This window comes from Paraburkholderia phymatum, from assembly GCF_038900715.1.
Taxonomy (GTDB): Bacteria; Pseudomonadota; Gammaproteobacteria; order Burkholderiales; family Burkholderiaceae; genus Paraburkholderia; species Paraburkholderia phymatum_A.
This window is the reverse complement of the sequence record NZ_JAYMRZ010000009.1, coordinates 184,900-205,569: the sequence shown is the minus strand read 5'-3', so window position 1 is coordinate 205,569 and position 20,670 is coordinate 184,900. Positions and strand designations below refer to the sequence as shown.

Here is a 20,670-nt window from a genome sequence, read left to right as displayed (position 1 = left end):
CGCGTCTGATTTGTGCGCGTGGTGTCGCGCTTACATGGGTGTTTCAGACGCGGGGCGGGAAAGCGCTCAGCGCTTTCCCGGTTCGCTCTCGTTGGTTATTTAACGATGGACGCGCCTTTCAGGCGGCCAAACGCGCCTTCGATCAGCGCCTTCTGCTGCTCGTAGTGCTTCGCGTAGTAGCCGACAGCCGGCGAGGCCGAAGCGGGACGGCCGCTGTACGCGAGCTTCTGTCCTTCCTTCATGCCTTCACGCAGGTGATGCTCGATGTAGAACCACGGGCCCTGATTCTGCGGCTCGTCCTGCACCCACACCACTTCGGTTGCGTTGTCGTACTTCTTCAGTTCCGCTTCGAACTGCTTGTGCGCGAACGGATAGAGCTGCTCGATACGGAAGATCGCGACGTCCTGTGCCTTCGCTTCGCGGCGATGCGCGACGAGGTCGTAGTACACGCGGCCCGAGCAGACCAGCACGCGCTTGACCTTCTTCGCGTCGATCGAAGCGTCCGTTTCGCCGAGCACCGGCTGGAACGAGCCCTTCGCCAGTTCCGACAGATCCGACACGGCTTCCTTGTGACGCAGCAGCGACTTCGGCGTGAAGACGATCAGCGGCTTGCGGAACAGGCGGATCATCTGACGGCGCAGCAGGTGGAAGATCTGCGCCGGCGTGGTCGGCTGGGCGACCTGCATGTTGTGGTCTGCGCACAGCTGCAGAAAGCGCTCGATGCGCGCCGACGAGTGCTCCGGACCCTGGCCTTCATAGCCGTGCGGCAGCAGCATCGTCAGGCCCGACACGCGGCCCCACTTCACTTCGCCCGACGAGATGAACTGGTCGATCACGACCTGCGCGCCGTTGACGAAGTCGCCGAACTGCGCTTCCCACGCGACGAACGTGTTCGGTTCAGCCGTCGAGTAGCCGTATTCGAAGCCGAGCACGGCTTCTTCGGACAGCACCGAGTCGATCACCGAGAACTTCGCCTGGTTTTCAGCGATGTTCTGCAGCGGAACGTACGTGCCGCCGTCCCAGCGCTCGCGGTTCTGGTCGTGCAGCACCGCGTGACGGTGCGTGAACGTGCCGCGGCCCGAGTCCTGGCCCGTCAGACGCACGGCGTAGCCCGATGCGACCAGCGATGCGAACGCCAGATGCTCGCCCATGCCCCAGTCGAGGGACGCCTCGCCACGGCCCATCGCGCGGCGATCGTTGATCACGCGCTCCACGAGCGGGTGCAGCTTGAAGCCTTCCGGAATCGTCGTGATGCGCTCGGCCAGACGCTTGAGCTCGGCGAGCGGCACGGCCGTATCGGCGGCATCCGTCCACTTGCGGTTCAGGAACGGCACCCAGTCGACCGCGTACTTGCTCTTGTAGTTCGACAGGACGGGGTCGACCGTGTGGTGGCCTTCGTCCATCGCCTTGCGGTAAGCCTTGACGAACTCATCGCCTTCCGTGGCGGTGATGACGCCCTGCTGCACCAGCTTTTCGGCGTACAGCGCGCGCGTGCCGGGGTGCTTCGCGATCGTCTTGTACATCAGCGGCTGCGTGACAGCCGGCGTGTCCTGCTCGTTGTGACCCAGCTTGCGGAAGCAGATGATGTCGAGCACGACATCCTTGTGGAACTGCATGCGGAAGTCGATGGCCAGCTGCGTCGCCAGCACGACGGCTTCCGGATCGTCGCCGTTCACGTGCAGAACGGGCGCCTCGATCATCTTGACGACGTCCGAGCAGTACAGCGTCGAACGCGCGTCGCGCGGATCGGACGTGGTGAAGCCGATCTGGTTGTTGATGACGATGTGCAGCGTGCCGTGCGTGCCGTAGCCGCGCGTTTGCGCGAGGTTCAGCGTTTCCATCACGACGCCCTGGCCTGCGAAGGCGGCGTCGCCGTGGATCTGCACGGGCAGCACCTGCAGGCCCTGCTCGTCGCCGCGGCGGTCCATGCGTGCCTTCGCCGAGCCCTCGACCACCGGATTCACGATTTCGAGGTGCGACGGGTTGAACGCGAGCGACAGGTGAACCGGGCCGCCTTCCGTGGCGATATCCGACGAGAAGCCCTTGTGGTACTTCACGTCGCCCGCCGGCAGATCGTCGACGTGCTTGCCTTCGAACTCGGCGAAGAGGTCGGCGGGCATCTTGCCCAGCGTGTTGACCAGCACGTTCAGACGACCGCGGTGCGCCATGCCGATCACGATTTCCTGCACGCCGTTCTTGCCCGCGTGATGCACGACTTCGTCCATCGACGCGATAAAGCTTTCGCCGCCTTCCAGCGAGAAGCGCTTCTGACCGACGTACTTGGTGTGCAGGAAGCGCTCGAGGCCTTCGGACGCCGTCAGACGGTTCAGGATGTGCTTCTTCTTCTCGTTCGAGAAGTTCGGCGTCGAGCGGATCGACTCGAGCTTCTCCTTCCACCAGCGCTTCTGCTCCGGATCGCTCAGGTACATGTACTCGGCGCCGATCGTGCCGCAGTATGTGTCGCGCAACGCCTTGACGATGTCACGCAGCGAAGCCTGCTCGAAACCGAAGTACAGGTTGTTCGTGTTGAACACCTGGTCCATGTCGGCTTCGGTGAAGTCGTAGAACGCGGGTTCGAGCTCGGGAATGTTCGGACGTTCGCGGCGCTTCAGGGGATCGAGGTTGGCCCATTGCGAGCCGAGGAAGCGATATGCGCCGATGAGGGACTGCACATAGACTTGCTTTCGCGCGGTGGTGAGATCTTCGCCGGCGACTCGCGGAAGGAACGCATTGGCCTTCGCGCGTTGAGCAAACGATTCGACGATCGGGCCGTGGGCCACATCGTTGGCCGCGGTGCCGTCCGATGCAGGGACGTTCTGCAATGCGTCGAAATAGTTGCGCCAGGTCTCGGGCACTGACGCGGGATTGTCGAGATATGCTTCGTACAACTCTTCTACGTACGGAGCATTGCCGCCGAACAAATACGAGTTCGACTGGAATTGCTTCATCATTTTACGCTCACCTTTCTTCGAGCTTCTCGAGAAATAGCGGGTTAACTGAACCTTCCGCGACACGGCCTGACCGTTTAGCGGATTGCGCGAATCAAGTCTTGCTTGGAAGGACCTAAAACTTGCATTCGCCGGAGCATATCACATAACCAATGGTTGATATAGGACAGCTCCCAATTGAAATCCCCGTCCGACGGGGCTCTGCGGCAGGTTTTATGCTTTCGCAATAGTCTTTGCCGCACTGCGCAAGAATATTTTAGGCGCATATTCGAGCACTGTCCGACGAGGTGCCACGCGCCATGCAAAAAGCCGCCCGAAGGCGGCTTTTTGCTGATGCCGGGTGCATGCCCGCAAAGGCACGCGAGCTTAGCTCGCTGCTGCTTCGCGGCTCGCGCGGCGGCGCTCGTGCTCTTTCAGGTGACGCTTGCGCAGACGGATGCTGTGCGGCGTCACTTCGACGAGTTCGTCGTCGTCGATGAATTCGACCGCGTATTCCAGCGACATCTGGATCGGCGGAACGAGACGCACGGCTTCATCGGTGCCCGACGCGCGCACGTTGGTCAGCTGCTTGCCCTTGATCGGATTCACGACGAGGTCGTTGTCGCGGCTGTGAATTCCGATGATCATGCCTTCGTACAGCGCGTCGCCCGGCTTCACGAACATGCGGCCGCGATCCTGCAGCTTCCACAGCGCGTAGGCGACAGCCGCGCCGTCGTCCTGCGAAATCAGCACGCCGTTGCGGCGCTCGCCGAGCGAACCTTCCTTCAGCGGCAGGTATTCGTCGAACACGTGGCTCATCAGGCCCGTGCCGCGCGTGAGCGTCATGAACTCGCCCTGGAAGCCGATCAGGCCACGCGCCGGAATGCGGTATTCCAGACGCGTGCGGCCACGGCCGTCCGACGCCATGTCCAGCATTTCACCCTTGCGGCGGCCCAGTTCTTCCATCACGCCGCCCTGGTGCGCGTCTTCGACGTCGACCGTCAGCAGTTCGTACGGCTCGTGCTTCACGCCGTCGACTTCCTGCAGCACCACGCGCGGACGCGACACGGCCAGCTCATACCCTTCGCGGCGCATGTTCTCGACCAGGATCGTGAGGTGCAGTTCGCCGCGGCCCGACACTTCGAACACCGTTTCGTCGCCGGTGTCCTTCACGCGCAGCGCGACGTTGTGGTTCAGCTCCTTCATCAGACGATCGCGGATCTGGCGGCTCGTCACGAACTTGCCTTCCTTGCCCGCGAGCGGCGACGAGTTGACGAGGAAGTTCATCGTCAGTGTCGGTTCGTCGACGGTGATCATCGGCAGCGCTTCGGGATTGTCCGGCGCGCAGATCGTCGCGCCGATACCGACGTCTTCGATGCCGTTGATCAGCACGATGTCGCCGGCTTCAGCCTCGGTCACCTGCACGCGCTCGAGACCTTCGAACGACAGCACCTGATTGATCTTGCGGCTCAGGATTTCGCCTTCCGGACCGAAGCGCAGGACCACCTGCTGGCCCGGCTTGATGCGGCCGCGCGTGATACGGCCCACGCCGATACGGCCGACATACGTCGAATAGTCGAGCGACGTGATCTGCAGTTGCAGCGGACCGTCCGGATCGGCCGGGCGCACGGGAACGTGCTCGAGAATCGCTTCGAACAGCGGGCGCATGTCGCCGTCGCGCACGCTCGGATCGAGACCGGCGTAGCCGTTCAGGCCCGACGCATAGACGACCGGGAAGTCGAGCTGCTCTTCCGTCGCGCCGAGCTTGTCGAACAGTTCGAACGTCTGGTTGATCACCCAGTCGATGCGCGCGCCCGGGCGGTCGATCTTGTTGACCACGACGATCGGCTTGAGGCCCAGCGCGAGCGCCTTCTTCGTGACGAAACGGGTTTGCGGCATCGGGCCTTCGACGGCGTCGACGAGCAGCAGCACCGAATCGACCATCGACAGCACGCGCTCCACTTCACCGCCGAAGTCGGCGTGGCCCGGGGTGTCGACGATGTTGATGTGCGTGCCTTCGTATTCGACGGCGCAGTTTTTGGCGAGAATCGTGATGCCGCGCTCTTTTTCGATGTCGTTCGAGTCCATCACGCGTTCCGCGATCTGCTGGTTTTCGCGGAAGGTGCCGGACTGGCGGAGCAGCTGGTCGACGAGCGTGGTTTTGCCGTGGTCGACGTGAGCGATGATGGCGATGTTGCGGAGAGCGCGGGACATAGGAACCTGGAGACGCTGGAAACGAGTGGAGTGCGCCACCTGCCCAGCTACTTCGCCAAGCCCAAAGCGCACTTTTGGGAACCGAAAATTATAGCACGCGCCGATGACGCGTTTCTGGTATTCCCCGATAGCGCGCCCCAATATCTCGATAACGCAACACATGCGCCCTGCCCGTCTGCCACGTCAGCAAGCTTTCCGCAGACTTTCACCCTGCGCAAGATAGATCCTTGCCTAAGCTGTAATAACGCTTGCCGCGTCAATTAATCGATTCTACAATCGTGCATAGTCAACCATTGCAGTCGCACGAGAATCATGACCGAACCGTCCAACACGCCGTCGCCCGAGGTCAGCGAATACCAATTGGGCGAAAGCGTCGGCTATCTGATTTCGCGCGTGAAATCGGCGCTGTCGAACCTCGTGACGCAACGCACGATGGCCGAACTCGGCATCACCAGCCAGCAGGCCAGCGTGCTGTTCATGGTCGCGAGCGGCAAATGCCTGCTAGCGGCCGAATTGGCGCGCGAATACGGAATCGACGCAAGCGCGGTCACGCGCCTCGTCGATCGCCTCGAAAAACGCGGACTGCTCACGCGCGTCCGCAGCGACGAAGACCGGCGCGTCGTCCGGCTTGCGCTGACGGCCGAAGGCCACGCAATCGCCGCGCGCATGCCGGCTGTCTTCACAGGCGTCACAGAGAAGTTGCTGTCCGGTTTCACGCCAGAGGAAACAGGATTCCTCAAGAGCCTTCTGAGACGAGTCTTGACAAATAGCTGTGAATTACTCGGCGAAAACCGTGACTCGGCAAGCAATACCGACAGCAAATCGTAAGAAAATAGTTGCACCGTCCATTAAAGAAAAATGCCATTACACGCAGAGAGTCCAGCGATGAAATTCCTGACGACGCGCGCGCGCGCATCGTCGTGCCGGGCCGCCGTCGCTGCCGCCGTCGCGGCGCTGACCCTGGCCGGCTGCGCGAACTACTTCGATCTGAAGGACGACAAGCAGATCGCGCCCAGTTCGCAGTTCGAGTCCGCGCAAAGCCTGCCCGCCGAAGGCGGCCAGTGGCCGACGCTCGACTGGGCCAACCAGTTCGGCGATTCGCAGCTGCCTCAGCTGATCTCGGAAGCACTCGAGGGCAATCCGTCGATCGCGCAGGCGCAGGCGCGTATCGCAAAGGCGTCGTCCTATATCGAGTCGTCGAAATCGGCGCTGTATCCGAAAGTCGAGGGCAGCTACTCGTGGACCCGCGAGCTGTATTCGGAAAACGCGCTGTTCCCGCCGCCGTTCGGCGGGACGTGGTATAGCGAAAACAATGTGCTCGCCAGTGCCTCCTGGGATCTCGACCTCTGGGGTAAGAACCGTCAGCGGCTCGGCCAGGCTGTGTCGCAGGAAAAGGCCGCCGAAGCCGATATGCAACAGGCACGCGTGACGCTCGCCGCGTCCGTCGCGCGCACGTACAACGCGCTCGCGCAGCTTTACGCGCTGCGCGACATCGCCGAGCGCGAGATCAAGAACCGCCAGACGGTCGGCTCGATCACGAACGGCCGCGTCGCCGCCGGTCTCGATACGAACGTCGAGCGTCAGACGGCGAACGGCAACATCGCGACCAGCCAGTCGAACCTGACCGAACTCGACGGCCAGATCACGACCACCCGCTACCAGCTCGGCGCGCTGCTCGGCAAAGGCCCGGACCGCGGCCTGCAAATCGCCAAGCCTGTGTTCAATCCGGGCGGCGCCGTCACGCTGCCGGACAACGTGCCCGCCGACCTCGTTTCGCGCCGCCCCGACATCGTCGCCGCGCGCTGGCAGGTCGAAGCCGCGATGCACGACGTGAAGGAAGCGAAGGCCGAGTTCTTCCCGGACGTGAACCTCGCCGCCGCGTTCGGCTTCGACGCGTTCGGCTGGAGCCGCTTCCTGACGGCTTCGAGCCGTCAGATCCAGTTCGGCCCCGCGATCCACCTGCCCATCTTCGACGCCGGCGCGCTGCGCTCGCAACTGAAGGGCCGCTACGCCGACTTCGACCTGGACGTCGCGAACTACAACCAGACGCTGATCAACGCGCTGTCCGACGTGGCCACGCAGATTTCGTCGATCCGCTCGATCGACCGCCAGCAAGGCGATGCACAACGCGCACTGGACGCGTCGACGAAGGCGTATGAACTCGCCGTGATCCGCTACAAGGCAGGACTCTCGCCGCAACTGCAGGTGCTGAACGCCGACGAGAACCGCCTCGCCGCGGAGCAGACTGTGACGAACCTGAAGATGCGCCGCCGCGACTTGCAGATCGCGCTGATCAAGGCGCTCGGCGGCGGCTTCGACGCGACGCAGACGGGACTCGTCGTGCCGACGGATGCGCCCGCATCGTCGTCGGCGGCGTCCTCGCCCGCGTCGGCGGCCCATGCGTCGAACTGAGCGCGCGAAGCGAGCAAGCACACGCACAGCACATTGCGATCCGAATAAACGATACAGACTGACAGAATCCGGAGCCTATTCATGAGCACGCCCCAACAACCCGCTAACGCGCAGCCGGCCAGCAACGGCAAACGCAAGCGCATGATGACGCTGCTCGTCATCGTGATCCTGATTGCCGCGATCGCGTACGGCCTCTACTACTTCCTCGTCGCGCGCTTCCACGAGGACACCGACGACGCATACGTGAACGGCAACGTCGTGCAGATCACGCCGCAAGTCACGGGCACGGTGATCGCCGTGAACGCGGACGACACGCAAACCGTCAAGTCCGGCGATCCGCTCGTCGTGCTCGATCCCGCCGATTCGCGCATCGCTCTGCAATCGGCGGAAGCGAATCTCGGCCAGGTCGTGCGCCAGGTGCGCGGCCTCTACGCCGACGACAGCCAGTACCAGGCGCAAGTCGCCGTTCGTCAGGCCGATCTGTCGCGTGCCCAGGACGACTTGAAGCGCCGCATGACCGTCGCGCAAACGGGCGCCGTGTCGCAGGAAGAAATCTCGCACGCACGCGATGCCGTGAAGAGCGCACAAGCCGCGCTCGACGCCTCTCAGCAGCAACTCGCGTCCAACCGCGCGCTGACGGCCAACACGACGATCGCAAGCCATCCGAACGTGCAGGCCGCAGCCGCCAAGGTCCGCGACGCGTATCTGAACAACGCGCGCAACACGCTGCCCGCGCCCGTCACGGGCTACGTCGCGAAGCGCTCGGTGCAGGTCGGCCAGCGCGTGTCGCCGGGCAATCCGCTGATGGCGATCGTGCCGCTCAACGCCGTGTGGGTCGACGCGAACTTCAAGGAAGTGCAACTGAAGCACATGCGCATCGGTCAGCCCGTCGAATTGACAGCGGACGTCTACGGCTCGTCGGTGAAGTATCACGGCAAGGTGGTCGGCTTCTCGGCGGGTACGGGTTCGGCGTTCTCGCTGCTGCCCGCGCAGAACGCGACGGGTAACTGGATCAAGGTCGTGCAGCGTCTGCCCGTGCGTATCGCGATCGATCCGCAGGAGCTCGAAAAGCATCCGCTGCGCATCGGCCTGTCGATGCAGGTCGACGTGAGCATCAAGGATGACACGGGCGGCGAGCTCGGCAGCGCGCAGAACACCGTCTATCAGACCAACGTCTTCGACAAGTACGGCGACGAAGCCGACTCGGAAATCGCACGCATCATTTCGGAAAACGCAGGTCCGAACGCCGGCGCGCCGCAGAAGGCGGCGTCCGGCTCGAAGGCCACGCCGAAGCTGATGTGAGCGGCATCCATCTGCATTCAACAAGGTTCGAACAATAGATGGCTCAGGCTCAAGCGCACGTCCCTCACCCGCCGCTGGAGGGCGCGCAACTGGTGATCGGCACCATCGCGGTGTCGCTCGCCGTTTTCATGAATGTGCTGGACACGTCGATCGCGAACGTCTCGATTCCGTCGATTTCCGGCGACCTCGGCGTATCCGCCGATCAGGGCACGTGGGTGATCACGTCGTTCGCGGTCGCGAACGCGATCTCCGTGCCGCTGACGGGCTGGCTCACGGACCGCATCGGCCAGGTGCGTCTCTTCATGGCGTCGATCGTGCTGTTCGTGATCTCGTCGTGGATGTGCGGCCTCTCGCCGAATCTGCCGTTCCTGCTCGCGTCGCGCGTGCTTCAGGGCGCGGTCGCCGGCCCGATGATTCCGCTGTCGCAGACGCTGTTGCTCGCGAGCTATCCGCGCGCGAAGGCGCCGATGGCGCTCTCGATGTGGGCGATGACGACGCTGATCGCGCCCGTCGCCGGTCCGATTCTCGGCGGCTGGATCTCGGACAACATCTCGTGGCCGTGGATTTTCTACGTAAACATCCCTGTCGGCATCGTCGCCGCGGCCGCGACGTGGGCGATCTTCCGCAACCGCGATTCCGTCATCAAGAAAGCGCCGATCGACATCGTCGGCCTCGTGCTGCTGATTACGTGGGTCGGCTCGCTGCAGGTCATGCTCGACAAGGGCAAGGACCTCGACTGGTTCTCGTCGACGACGATCGTCGTGCTCGCGCTCACCGCGGTGATCGCGCTGGCGTTCTTCATCGTGTGGGAGCTGACGGACAAGCATCCCGTCGTCGACCTGTCGCTCTTCAAGCTGCGCAATTTCACGGGCGGCACGGTCGCGCTCGCGATCGGCTACGGCCTGTACTTCGGCAATCTCGTGCTGCTGCCGCTCTGGCTGCAAACCGACATCGGCTACACGGCGACGGACGCCGGCCTCGTGATGGCCCCCGTCGGCGTGTTCGCGATCCTGCTGTCGCCGCTGACGGGCAAGATCCTGCCGCGCACCGATCCGCGCTATATCTCGACGGCGTCGTTTCTCGTGTTCGCGCTGTGCTTCTGGATGCGCTCGCGGTACACGACCGGCGTCGACACGTACTCGCTGATGCTGCCGACGCTGATTCAAGGCATCGGCATGGCGGGCTTCTTCATCCCGCTCGTGTCGATCACGCTGTCGGGCTTGCCCGGCAACCGGATTCCGGCCGCTTCCGGTCTGTCGAACTTCGTGCGGATCATGTGCGGCGGCATCGGCACCTCGATCTTCGAGACCGCGTGGGACCATCGCTCGATCCTGCATCACGCGCAGTTGACCGAGCGCGCGAACGCATACAACCCGGTGTTCGACCAGTCGATCACGCAGATGGGCGGCGTCGGGTTGAACCAGGCGCAAGCGTACGGGCTCTTCAACTCGATGACGACGCAGCAGGCCGCGCAACTCGGCGTGAACGATCTGTTCTATGTGTCGGCGGGAATTTTCGTTGCGCTGATTGCGCTGATCTGGGTCACGCGTCCCGAACGCGCGGCCAGCGGCGACGCGAGCGCGGCGGCGTCAGCGGCGCATTGATTCTGCTCATTGCCGGCTGATGCCTCGATTCGTCGTCGCATCAATCAGTCGGCAAGAAAAAAGGCGGTGCCGCTCGATTGCGGTCCGCCTTTTTTGCTGCTTGCGCAGATTGTCTGTTAGCGAGTCTTGCTGCCGTCAGGCCGTTATCAGATCGTTGCGAGACCGTTATCAGGCCGTCACGATCAGTCGCTCGGGCGCAAGCACGCCCTCGCCCACTCTCGCCACGCCAAGCAGTTTGCCTTCGCTCGCATAAACGCGCGTCCGGGCGGCGTGCAGCACATCGTCACCGACGGAAAGATCCGCAAGCCGCAAGCGCTGGCCGTGCAGGAAGCGACGCGTCGCTTCCGCATCGAGTTGCACCGACGGGAACGTCGTCAGCAACGCGTCGACAGGCTGCAGCCACGCGTCCCGCTCGCTTTCCGTCGCGTCGGACAGCGCGTCGAGCGTGACCGAGTGCTCGAGCGTCAGCACGCCGACGCCCGTTCGCCGCAGCATCACCAGATGCGCGCCGCAACCAAGCGCCTCGCCGATGTCCTCGGCCAGCGTGCGCACATAGGTACCCTTGCTGCACGTCACGCGAAACGTCACATCCGGCAGCGCACACGCGACGAGCTCCAGCGCATGGATCGTCACCTGACGTCCTTCGCGCTCGACGGTCTGCCCGGCGCGCGCATACTCGTACAGCGGCTTGCCGTCGCGCTTGAGCGCCGAATACATCGGAGGCACCTGCACGATGTCGCCGCGAAATTGCGCGAGCGCCCGCTCGACGGCGGGCTGGTCGCACGCTACGTCGCGCGTTTCGATCGCTTCGCCTTCCGCATCGCCCGTTGTCGTGCGTATGCCCAGGCGCATCGTCGCTTCGTAGGTTTTGTCCGCGTCGAGCAGGTCTTGCGAAAACTTCGTCGCTTCGCCGAAGCAAAGCGGCAGGAGTCCGGATGCGAGCGGGTCGAGCGTGCCCGTGTGGCCCGCCTTCTTCGCGAGATACAGACGCTTCGCGCGAATCAGCGCGTCGTTGCTCGACAGACCCACTGGCTTGTCGAGCAGCAACACGCCATCGAGCGCGCGGCGCGGCACTTTGGGACGTGGATTCTGAGTCATATGCGCGCGTGCCTCGACTTCGATCAGTCGTCTTTCGCGCGCGTGGCGTTCGCCTCGTCGATCAGGCGCGACATCTCCACCGCTCGCTCGATCGTCTTGTCGTAGTGGAAATGCAGCGTCGGCACCGTGTGGATATGCAGGCGCTTGAACAACAGGTTATGCAGATGACCGGCCGCGTGATTGAGCGCGTCCTGCGTCTGGAGCGGATCGCCCGTCAGCGTCGTGAAGTAGACCTTCGCGTGCGCATAGTCAGGCGTCAGCTCGACGCTCTGAAAAGTGACGATACCGATGCGCGGGTCTTTAACCTCGCGAATCAGTTCGGACAGATCGCGCTGAATCTGATCGGCGATCTGTACGTTGCGGTTGGGAGATGTACGTTTCTTAGGCATGGTGAATCCGTGATCCGGTGGCAATGTGTTCGCGCATTCGGCGGCAACGAGCCACGGACTCCAACGCAAACACGACAACTCAACATTCGATGCAAAAAACAAAGGGGCGGGATTGGGCTCAAGCGCCCGCCCCGCCCCTCATGCGCTCGACGCCTGAATTACAGCGTACGCGCGACTTCTGTGACTTCGAAGACTTCGAACTGGTCGCCTTCCTGGATGTCGTTGAAGTTCTTCACCGACATACCGCATTCGAAGCCCTGGCGCACTTCCTTGACGTCGTCCTTGAAGCGCTTGAGCGAATCGAGATCGCCCGTGTGAACCACGACGTTGTTGCGCAGCACGCGCACCGACGACGTACGCTTGACCACACCGTCCGTGACCATACAGCCCGCCACCGTGCCGACCTTCGGCACCTTGAAGACCTGGCGCACTTCGACCATGCCCGTGACGACTTCGCGCTTCTCCGGCGCCAGCATGCCCGACATCGCCGCCTTCACCTCATCCACTGCGTCGTAGATGATGTTGTAGTAGCGGATGTCGATGCCGTTGGTCTCCGCCAGCTTGCGAGCCTGCGCGTCCGCGCGGGTGTTGAAGCCGATGATGACCGCCTTCGATGCCGTCGCCAGGTTGACGTCCGATTCGCTGATGCCGCCGACCGCGCTGTGCACGATCTGCACGCGCACTTCGTCCGTCGACAGCTTGAGCAGCGCCTGCACCAGTGCTTCCTGCGAGCCCTGCACGTCGGCCTTGACGATGAGCGGCAGATGCTGCACTTCGCCTTCGCCCATCTGCTCGAGCATGTTTTCGAGCTTCGCGGCCTGCTGCTTCGCGAGCTTCACGTCGCGGAACTTGCCCTGACGGAACAGCGCGATTTCGCGAGCCTTGCGGTCGTCCGGCATGACGATGACTTCTTCGCCCGCCGCCGGCACTTCCGACAGACCCTGGATTTCCACCGGGATCGACGGACCCGCCGTCTTGGTCGGCTTGCTGGTTTCGTCGAGCATCGCGCGCACGCGGCCGTAGGCGCTGCCTGCCAGCACGACGTCGCCGCGATTGAGCGTACCCGACTGGACGAGGATCGTTGCAACAGGACCCTTACCCTTGTCGAGCTTCGCTTCGATCACGAGGCCCTTCGCCGGTGCTTCGACGGGTGCCTTCAGTTCCAGCACCTCGGCTTGCAGCAACACGTTTTCGAGCAGATCGTCGATGCCCGAGCCCGTCTTTGCCGACACCGGAACGAACGGCGAATCGCCGCCGTATTCTTCCGGCACCACGCCTTCCGCGACGAGTTCCTGCTTCACGCGTTCCGGATTCGCTTCCGGCTTGTCGATCTTGTTGATCGCGACGACGAGAGGCACGCCGCCCGCCTTCGCGTGCGAGATCGCTTCCTTCGTCTGCGGCATCACGCCGTCATCGGCTGCGACGACGAGAATCACGATGTCGGTTGCCTTCGCACCGCGCGCACGCATTGCCGTGAACGCTTCGTGACCCGGCGTATCGAGGAACGTGATGACGCCACGCGGCGTTTCGACGTGATACGCGCCGATGTGCTGCGTAATGCCGCCCGCTTCGCCCGCCGCAACCTTCGCGCGACGGATGTAGTCGAGCAGCGAGGTCTTGCCGTGGTCGACGTGACCCATGACCGTGACGACGGGAGGACGCGGCAGTTGCGGCGCATCCGACGCATCGCCTTCGATCAGCATCGCTTCCGGATCGTCCAGCTTCGCCGCGACGGCATGGTGGCCCAGTTCCTCGACGACGATCATCGCCGTTTCCTGGTCCAGCATCTGGTTGATCGTGACCATCTGGCCAAGCTTCATCATCACCTTGATGACTTCCGAAGCCTTCACCGACATCTTGTGAGCGAGGTCGGCAACCGTAATGGTTTCCGGCACGTGCACTTCACGCACGATCGGCTCGGTCGGCGCCTGGAAGGTCGTGGCTTCCTGATGCTTGCCACGGCCCTTCGGACCACCGCGCCAGCCGCGATCGACACCGCCGCTCGTGTCGCCGCGCGTCTTGATGCCGCGGCGCTTCGCTGCGTCGTCTTGCCATCCGCCCTTGCCGCCCGGCTTCTTCTTGTCGCCAGCGGGACCCGCCGGCTGCGCAGTCGCAGCCGGTTGCGCCGCTGCTGCGGGCGCAGGCTTCTTCGCGGCCGGACGCGCCGACGTTTCGCCAGGGGGACGCGCCGGCTTGTGCAGCGTGCCCTTCGCTTCGGCGGGCTTGGCCGGCTCGGCGGGCTTCGGTGCCGGTTCCGGCGCCTTCACCTGCGCCTTGCGCGGCGTGCTCATCATTTCGCGGATCGCGCGTGCTTCGGCCTCAGCCGCCGCGCGGCGCTTCGCGATTTCTTCCTGTTCGAGGCGTGCCTTCTCGGCCTGCTCGCGTGCAGCGTCTTCGGCCTTCTTCGCCGCTTCGCGCTGCGCTGCGCGTTCCGCCGCTGCGCGCTCTTCATCCTGCGATGCGCGCTCCTGCTCGGCCTGCTCGCGAGCCGCCGCTTCGGCCATGGCCGCTGCGCGCTTCTTCGCCGATTCATCTTCGGCACGGCGACGCTCCGCCTCGGCCGCCTGCTCGCGTTCCTGGCGCTCGGCTTCTTCGCGCGCGAGACGCTCCTGGCGCTCCTTCAGCTCCAGCGCCTGCTTTTCGAGCAGCTCCGCCGCGTGACGCGCTTCTTCCTCGCGACGCTGCAGTTCGAGATCTTCCGCTTCCTGACCGTTGCCCGCTACTTCCGCCTGTTCGGCCGCTTCATCGCGGCGGACGAACGTGCGCTTCTTGCGCACTTCGACCTGAATGGTGCGAGCTTTACCCGTGGCGTCGGACTGTTTGATTTCCGACGTATGCCGGCGCGTCAGCGTGATCTTGCGCTTGTCAGCATCGTTCGAGCCGTGCGACCTGCGCAAGTGGTCGAGCAGACGCGCCTTGTCCGTCTCAGACAAGGCATCGTCTTCACTCGCTTTCTGGACGCCCGCCGCCTGCAGCTGCTCGAGCAGCACGCCTGCAGGCATTTTCAGTTCCGCGGCAAATTGGGCTACGTTGTTACTCGCCATTCATTCCTCTTAATGCAAGGACCGATTCCTTGCGGTTAGCATCGGGTCATGCAGCCTTGCGGCCGCGATCAGATCAGTGGTTCATGGTCGTGGATCTCATTGAAACCAGTGTTCACGGGCCTTCATGATCAACGCCTTCGCGGCGTCCTCATTCATCCCCGTCATCTCGACCAGCTCGTCGACAGCCAGTTCTGCCAGTTCGTCGCGCGTCTGGATCTGATGTTCAGCCAGCTTCGCGAGCAGATCGGCATCCATGCCTTCCAGGCTCTTCAGGTCGAGCGCAACGCCTTCGACCTTCTCCTCGTTCGCAATCGCCATCGTCAGCAGTGCGTCACGAGCGCGATTACGCAGTTCGTGAACCGTGTCTTCATCGAATGCTTCGATTTCGAGCATCTCGTTGAGCGGCACGTACGCAATCTCTTCGAGACTCGTGAAACCTTCGTCGATCAGGATGTCGGCGACTTCCTCGTCGACATCGAGACGAGCCATGAACAGGTCACGCAGTACGCCGCGTTCCTGGTTCTGCTTCTGCGCAGACTCGTCCGGCGTCATGATGTTGATCTGCCAGCCGGTGAGCTCGCTGGCAAGACGCACGTTCTGGCCACTGCGGCCGATAGCGACGGCCAGTTCGTTCTCGTCGACGACGACGTCCATCGAATGCTTTTCTTCATCGACGACGATCGACTGGACGGCTGCCGGCGCGAGCGCGCCGATCACAAACTGGGCGGGATCTTCCGACCATAGCACGATGTCGACGTTTTCGCCACCGAGCTCGTTGCGCACGGCCTGCACGCGCGAGCCGCGAATGCCGACGCAGGTGCCGATGGGATCGATGCGCTTGTCGTAAGCGACGACGCCGATCTTCGCGCGCACGCCGGGATCGCGTGCCGCCGCCTTGATTTCCAGCAGGCCCTGCTCGATTTCCGGCACTTCCATTTCGAAGAGCTTCATCAGGAACTCGGGCGCGGTGCGCGACAGTTCGATCTGCGGGCCGCGCGCGGTGCGATCGACCTTCGCGATATAGGCGCGCACGCGGTCGCCGACGCGCAGGTTTTCCTTCGGAATCAGCTGATCGCGGCGCAGCAGCGCTTCGACGCGGCCCGACTCGACGATGAAGTTGCCTTTGTCGAGACGCTTGACGGTGCCCGTCATGATGTTTTCGCCGCGCTCGAGGAAGTCGTTCAGGATCTGCTCGCGCTCCGCGTCGCGCACCTTCTGCAGGATCACCTGCTTGGCGGCCTGCGCGCCGATGCGGCCGAATTCGATCGACGGAACGGGCTCTTCCAGGAAGTCGTCGATCTCCGCGTCGGGCTTCTGCTCGCGCGCTTCGAACAACAGGATTTCCTGATCCGGCTCCTGCAGGCCCGCCTCGTCCGGCACGACTTTCCAGCGACGGAACGTCTCGTGCTCGCCGCTTTCACGGTCGATATGGACGCGGATGTCCGCGTCTTCGTCGAAGAGTTTCTTGGATGCAGACGCGAGCGCTGCCTCGAGCGCGGCAAAAACCACGTCCTTGTCGACATTTTTTTCGCGTGCCAGCGCATCCACCAGCATCAACACTTCGCGACTCATTGTTTGCGGCTCCTAAAGTCAACTTTCGGAACGAGGCGTGCCTTGTCGATATCCGCGAGCGTGAAATCCAGCATCGCGGCGCCTTCCTTCCCTTCAAATTCCAGACCGATCGTTTCGCCTTCGGGTGCATGCAGGATGCCCCGGTACGATTTCCGTCCGTCCAATGGTTTTTTCAATGTGATGACCGCCTCGCTGCCCGCGAAGCGTTCGAAGTCCGCCAGTTTCTTCAGCGGCCGGTCCAGACCCGGCGACGATACTTCAAGCCGCTCGTAATCGATATTTTCGACCGTCAGAACGTGCTGGAGCTGACGAGTAACTTTTTCGCAGTCTTCGATCGCGATGCCGGCAGGCTGGTCGATATAGATGCACAGCATGCCGCGCCCGGTGCGCTCGAGATCGACGAGCTCGTAGCCGAGGCCCACGACCGTGGTTTCAATCAGTTCCGTCAGTTGCACAGTGCTGCCCTCTAAGATGTTCGCGCTGCAAGCCTTGCGATACACCCGCGAGCTGCGCGCCAAGCCGGCGCACGTTCGTGCTACCCGAGATGCCGACCCACGTAAGAACTGAGCGGCAAAAAAAAATGGGCGAAACGCCCATCATCTTATTGCCGGTGGTCGCACCTGAGCCGCACATGAAACCGCACGCCCAGTGACTTTGTGATTGTAGCCATTTTTCAGGACAAACGCAAACAGCCGGTGGGCTCGCCAGCCGCATTTGCGGCTGATTTCGCCGCAATCAAGGGTTAAAGCTGGGCTTTTTCGGGCAGTTTGCGCGGGTTTGCACCCGCGCTTCAAACAGCTTGAATGCGCCTGCAAACGGTGGAGCTGAATCGAGACACCGACGCCGCAGCGCGATCACAACGTCGCGGCGGACGGCTCGAGCCCGAGACCGCCTGCCGCGCCGGGGCGATCAGCGTCCGCGCGAACGGTTGCGCGGCGCGCCGCCGCTGCGGTTGCCGCCGGCGTTCGGATTGCCGCCGGCGCGATTTCCGTTGTTAGGACGGTTGCCGTTCGGCGTGCGATTACCGCCGCTGCGCTTCGCATTGCCGCCCGCTGCCGCGCGATTGCCCGACGGCGCGCGATTGCCGTCGACGTCGCGGCCATCCCGGCCACCACGGCCACGCCCTTCGCGATTGCCGTTCGTGTTGCCGAATCCACCCAGGCCGGAATTCACCGCGCCGAACGCGCTCGGCGCCTTGCCGCGGCGACCCTGCCCGCCGCGCGGCTGCTGATCGAAGCGGCCATGCGACATCAGCACCGGCTCGCGGTTGATGAAGCCCATCGACGTCTGCATCGGATCGGGCTGACGACGCTCCGTTTCGTTGCGGCGGCCGCCGCTCTTCTCTTCGGTCGGCGCCTTCAGGCCAACCGACGCCATCAGGCTGCGCACCTGATTGTCCTCGAGCTCTTCCCAGCGGCCACGCTTCAGGCCGCGCGGCAGCAGGATCGGGCCGTGACGCGTGCGGATCAGCCGGCTGACCATCAGGCCGACGGCCTCGAACATGCGGCGCACCTCGCGGTTACGCCCTTCGGCGAGCGCGACGTGATACCAGTGATTCGTGCCTTCGCCGCCGCCATCGCGGATGCGCAGGAAGTTCGCCGGACCGTCGTCCAGCTCGACGCCGTGCAACAGCTTTTGCCGGTTGCCTTCCGTCAGTTCGCCGACGACGCGCACCGCATATTCACGCTCGACGCTGTAGCGCGGATGCATGAAGCGGTTGGCCAGATCGCCCGACGTGGTGAGCATCAACAGGCCTTCCGTATTGAAGTCCAGACGGCCGACGGCGAGCCACTTTGCCGTCTTCATCGGCGGCAGCTTGTCGAACACGGAAGGACGGCCTTCCGGATCGGCGTGGCTGACGATTTCGCCCGTCGGCTTGTGATACAGCAGCACGCGCGGTGGCTTGTTCTGCAGCTTGCGCTTGACGGGCTTGCCGTTGATGCGCACGAGGTCGGTCGGCATGATGCGCTGGCCGATGTGCGCCGGCTCGCCGTTCACCGACACGCGGCCCGCGACGATCAGCTCTTCCATCTCCCGACGCGAGCCCATGCCCGCTTCGGCGAGCACCTTGTGCAGCTTCGGTGCGTCGTCGTCCGGCGCCAGCACGCGCTTGGGCGCCGCCGCGCGGCCACGCCGCAGCATCGGCGCGCGCACGCCGCCCGTCGTCGAGTTGTCGGCGTCGAACGCCGGCGATGTCACGTACGCGAACAGGTCATCCTGCTTGTCACCTTCAGCGGCGGCTGCGGGCGCCGCGACACTACCGCCGCCGCGATTCTTGCGCTGGCCGCCTTGCTGCCCGCCCTGCTTGCCGCCCGCGCGGCGGCCGCCCTGGCCGCCTTGGCCACCGTGTCCTTTCACGCCCGCGTCCTTACGCGGCGTGCGCACCTGCGCGACGACTTCGCCGTCGGGCGGCGCTTCCGCCGCGATGGGCGCCGGCTGCGCGTCGGCGGCTTCGGCCGTCTTCGCCTTCGTGCCGGCGCGGCGACGCGCGATCAGGCTGCGCGGCCCCCGGCGCAAGCCGCGGCGCGGACGCTCTTCGCCTTCGCCTTCGGACGCCTGCGCGGGCCGCTCGCTGTCGGCTGCCGATGCTCGCGCCGTACGCGTCTCGTCGGGACGCGCGGCGGCAACGGCGCGCTCGGATTCGGGCGAATCGGTGTCGTGGATGTCTGTCAAAACAACCTCAAAATGTCTGGTCGCGCGCCCGTTGCGGGCGCGCCAAAAGGTACGGTTACGTCAGGCGCTGCGCGACTCGGCTTCGTCGTCGGTCAGCTCGCCTGCGTCCTGGGCGGTGTCGCGACGATCGTGCCGATCGTCATGCACCGCGTGAGTCTGGTCTGTTTCGGCCGGATTGGCGCGCTGCGCGTGCCCGGTCTCGTTATGCGATTTGCGCGTGTCTTCGTGTTCGTCTTCCGACTGCGCGGCAGATCCGGCTGGGTGAGCCGACTCCGTTTCATGCGCCGCCTGCGCGGTGCTGTGCTGTTCGGTGGACGGCAACACGTCCGCTTGCCCGATGCTGCTTTTGGCGTCGTCGGGCGCGGCGTCTTGCGTGCCTTGCGCGTCGTGCATGTCGTGCATTACGCCGCGCAGTGCATGCACTTCTTCCGCAGGCTCTGGTTGCTCGCCAGCTTGTTCCGTTTGCTCGCCGTGAGTCTCGGCTTCGGCGACACCAGCGGGTTCCGCTGCTTCCGATGCAGCATGAGCCGTGCCTTCGACGTCGCCGAGATCCGCTGCGGCGCTTTCGTCGCCCGCTTCGCCATCCGCGAATTCGATTGCGTGCTGCGTGAGCAGATCCATGTTCGACTGTGCCGACGGATCGTCGAGCGGCGGCAGTTCTTCGAGCGACTTCAGGCCGAGGTCATCGAGGAACGAACGCGTCGTCGCATACAGTGCAGGGCGTCCCGGCACGTCGCGATGACCGATCACTTCGATCCAGCCGCGGTCTTCGAGCTGCTTGACGACCTGCGTGTTCACGGTCACGCCGCGAATCTCCTCGATATCGCCGCGCGTGACAGGCTGCCGGTACGCGATGATCGCGAGCGTCTCGAGGACCGCGCGCGAGTACTTCGGCGGCTTCTCGGGATTCAGGCGGTCGAGATACGCGCGCATCGCGGGCTTGCTCTGAAAACGCCAGCCGGAAGCGAGTCCGACGAGTTCGACACCGCGTCCGGACCACTCCTGCTTCAAGTCTTCAAGCAACGTGCGAACCGTGTCTGCCGACACGCCGTCGGCGAAGAGCTTACGCAAATCGCCGATCTTCAACGGCTCCTGCGCGCAGATCAAGGCAGTCTCGAGGACGATCTTCGCCTCTTGGGTATTCATGCAGCTAGGTCAGACCCTGTGGTCAAAGAACCGGATCAAACAGACGATGTGGAACTGAAGACGCGCTCGCCCGATTTTGATCGGTCATATTGATGGGAGCACGCACCGGGGGGCGGCGAAACAGGCATCGAGCCAAACCCAGCCGGACGACGGAGCAGCGAAATTCCGCGAGGGATCCGCGTGACTGGCTGCCATATTACGCAAAAACAATCGGTGCGTAAAGACGAAATCCAAACTGCACCTTAATCGGCATACTCTGCCGTGCATCACGGTGCGAGGCGCTGCGCCG

General features: G+C 63.8%; 13 protein-coding genes. 4 read left to right on the top strand and 9 right to left on the bottom strand.

Going from position 1 to position 20,670, the window contains the following annotated elements; genetic code table 11:
* Window positions 1–95: 95 nt before the first annotated feature.
* Complete coding sequence (locus VSR68_RS18640; RefSeq protein ID WP_342941228.1) at window positions 96–2,951, bottom strand: 2-oxoglutarate dehydrogenase E1 component; 2,856 nt, start codon at window positions 2,949–2,951, stop codon at window positions 96–98.
* Window positions 2,952–3,314: 363 nt separating this feature from the next.
* Window positions 3,315–5,141, bottom strand: a complete 1,827-nt coding sequence (gene typA / locus VSR68_RS18635) for a translational GTPase TypA (RefSeq protein WP_342941227.1) — start codon at window positions 5,139–5,141, stop codon at window positions 3,315–3,317.
* A 312-nt stretch (window positions 5,142–5,453) separates the two neighbouring features.
* On the opposite strand from typA, the gene VSR68_RS18630 reads away from it, so the two are divergent.
* The 4 genes from VSR68_RS18630 (at window position 5,454) to VSR68_RS18615 (ending at window position 10,459) form a co-directional block, all read left to right on the top strand.
* Window positions 5,454–5,969 (top strand): MarR family winged helix-turn-helix transcriptional regulator, encoded by a 516-nt coding sequence (locus VSR68_RS18630; protein WP_342941226.1) that lies wholly within the window; start codon window positions 5,454–5,456, stop codon window positions 5,967–5,969.
* Between the two features lie 57 nt (window positions 5,970–6,026).
* Complete coding sequence (locus tag VSR68_RS18625; protein WP_342941225.1) at window positions 6,027–7,553, top strand: efflux transporter outer membrane subunit; 1,527 nt, start codon at window positions 6,027–6,029, stop codon at window positions 7,551–7,553.
* 81 nt (window positions 7,554–7,634) lie between these two features.
* On the top strand, window positions 7,635–8,855 hold the full coding sequence (locus VSR68_RS18620) for an EmrA/EmrK family multidrug efflux transporter periplasmic adaptor subunit (protein WP_342941224.1): 1,221 nt from the start codon (window positions 7,635–7,637) through the stop codon (window positions 8,853–8,855).
* A gap of 38 nt (window positions 8,856–8,893) precedes the next feature.
* The gene (locus tag VSR68_RS18615; RefSeq protein WP_342941223.1) at window positions 8,894–10,459 is read left to right on the top strand and encodes a DHA2 family efflux MFS transporter permease subunit; all 1,566 of its coding nucleotides are present in this window, start codon (window positions 8,894–8,896) and stop codon (window positions 10,457–10,459) included.
* A gap of 168 nt (window positions 10,460–10,627) precedes the next feature.
* On the opposite strand, the gene truB is transcribed toward VSR68_RS18615, so the two are convergent.
* From truB to scpB, 7 genes are all read right to left on the bottom strand, one after another.
* On the bottom strand, window positions 10,628–11,557 hold the full coding sequence (gene truB, locus VSR68_RS18610) for a tRNA pseudouridine(55) synthase TruB (protein WP_342941222.1): 930 nt from the start codon (window positions 11,555–11,557) through the stop codon (window positions 10,628–10,630).
* A 23-nt stretch (window positions 11,558–11,580) separates the two neighbouring features.
* Window positions 11,581–11,946, bottom strand: a complete 366-nt coding sequence (gene rbfA / locus VSR68_RS18605; protein WP_087732733.1) for a 30S ribosome-binding factor RbfA — start codon at window positions 11,944–11,946, stop codon at window positions 11,581–11,583.
* A gap of 158 nt (window positions 11,947–12,104) precedes the next feature.
* On the bottom strand, window positions 12,105–14,990 hold the full coding sequence (gene infB, locus VSR68_RS18600; protein ID WP_342941221.1) for a translation initiation factor IF-2: 2,886 nt from the start codon (window positions 14,988–14,990) through the stop codon (window positions 12,105–12,107).
* A 96-nt stretch (window positions 14,991–15,086) separates the two neighbouring features.
* Window positions 15,087–16,562, bottom strand: a complete 1,476-nt coding sequence (gene nusA / locus VSR68_RS18595; RefSeq protein ID WP_342941220.1) for a transcription termination factor NusA — start codon at window positions 16,560–16,562, stop codon at window positions 15,087–15,089.
* On the bottom strand, window positions 16,559–17,017 hold the full coding sequence (gene rimP / locus VSR68_RS18590; protein WP_012401123.1) for a ribosome maturation factor RimP: 459 nt from the start codon (window positions 17,015–17,017) through the stop codon (window positions 16,559–16,561). The genes nusA and rimP overlap by 4 nt, the downstream gene beginning before the upstream one ends.
* Before the next feature lie 454 nt (window positions 17,018–17,471).
* Window positions 17,472–19,235, bottom strand: coding sequence for a 23S rRNA pseudouridine(2605) synthase RluB (gene rluB, locus VSR68_RS18585; RefSeq protein WP_342941219.1), 1,764 nt, complete (start codon window positions 19,233–19,235; stop codon window positions 17,472–17,474).
* Between the two features lie 60 nt (window positions 19,236–19,295).
* Window positions 19,296–20,381 carry an SMC-Scp complex subunit ScpB gene (scpB, locus tag VSR68_RS18580; RefSeq protein WP_342941218.1) on the bottom strand — a complete coding sequence of 362 codons (1,086 nt, stop codon included), beginning with the start codon at window positions 20,379–20,381 and terminating at the stop codon, window positions 19,296–19,298.
* Window positions 20,382–20,670: the final 289 nt, after the last annotated feature.

Excerpts from the sequence above, each read along its gene's own strand:
- VSR68_RS18640 (WP_342941228.1), bottom strand. The coding sequence starts at position 2,951 with ATGATGAAGCAATTCCAGTCGAACTCGTATTTGTTCGGCGGCAATGCT.
- typA (WP_342941227.1), bottom strand. The coding sequence starts at position 5,141 with ATGTCCCGCGCTCTCCGCAACATCGCCATCATCGCTCACGTCGACCAC.
- VSR68_RS18630 (WP_342941226.1), top strand. The coding sequence starts at position 5,454 with ATGACCGAACCGTCCAACACGCCGTCGCCCGAGGTCAGCGAATACCAA.
- VSR68_RS18625 (WP_342941225.1), top strand. The coding sequence starts at position 6,027 with ATGAAATTCCTGACGACGCGCGCGCGCGCATCGTCGTGCCGGGCCGCC.
- VSR68_RS18620 (WP_342941224.1), top strand. The coding sequence starts at position 7,635 with ATGAGCACGCCCCAACAACCCGCTAACGCGCAGCCGGCCAGCAACGGC.
- VSR68_RS18615 (WP_342941223.1), top strand. The coding sequence starts at position 8,894 with ATGGCTCAGGCTCAAGCGCACGTCCCTCACCCGCCGCTGGAGGGCGCG.
- truB (WP_342941222.1), bottom strand. The coding sequence starts at position 11,557 with ATGACTCAGAATCCACGTCCCAAAGTGCCGCGCCGCGCGCTCGATGGC.
- rbfA (WP_087732733.1), bottom strand. The coding sequence starts at position 11,946 with ATGCCTAAGAAACGTACATCTCCCAACCGCAACGTACAGATCGCCGAT.
- infB (WP_342941221.1), bottom strand. The coding sequence starts at position 14,990 with ATGGCGAGTAACAACGTAGCCCAATTTGCCGCGGAACTGAAAATGCCT.
- nusA (WP_342941220.1), bottom strand. The coding sequence starts at position 16,562 with ATGAGTCGCGAAGTGTTGATGCTGGTGGATGCGCTGGCACGCGAAAAA.
- scpB (WP_342941218.1), bottom strand. The coding sequence starts at position 20,381 with ATGAATACCCAAGAGGCGAAGATCGTCCTCGAGACTGCCTTGATCTGC.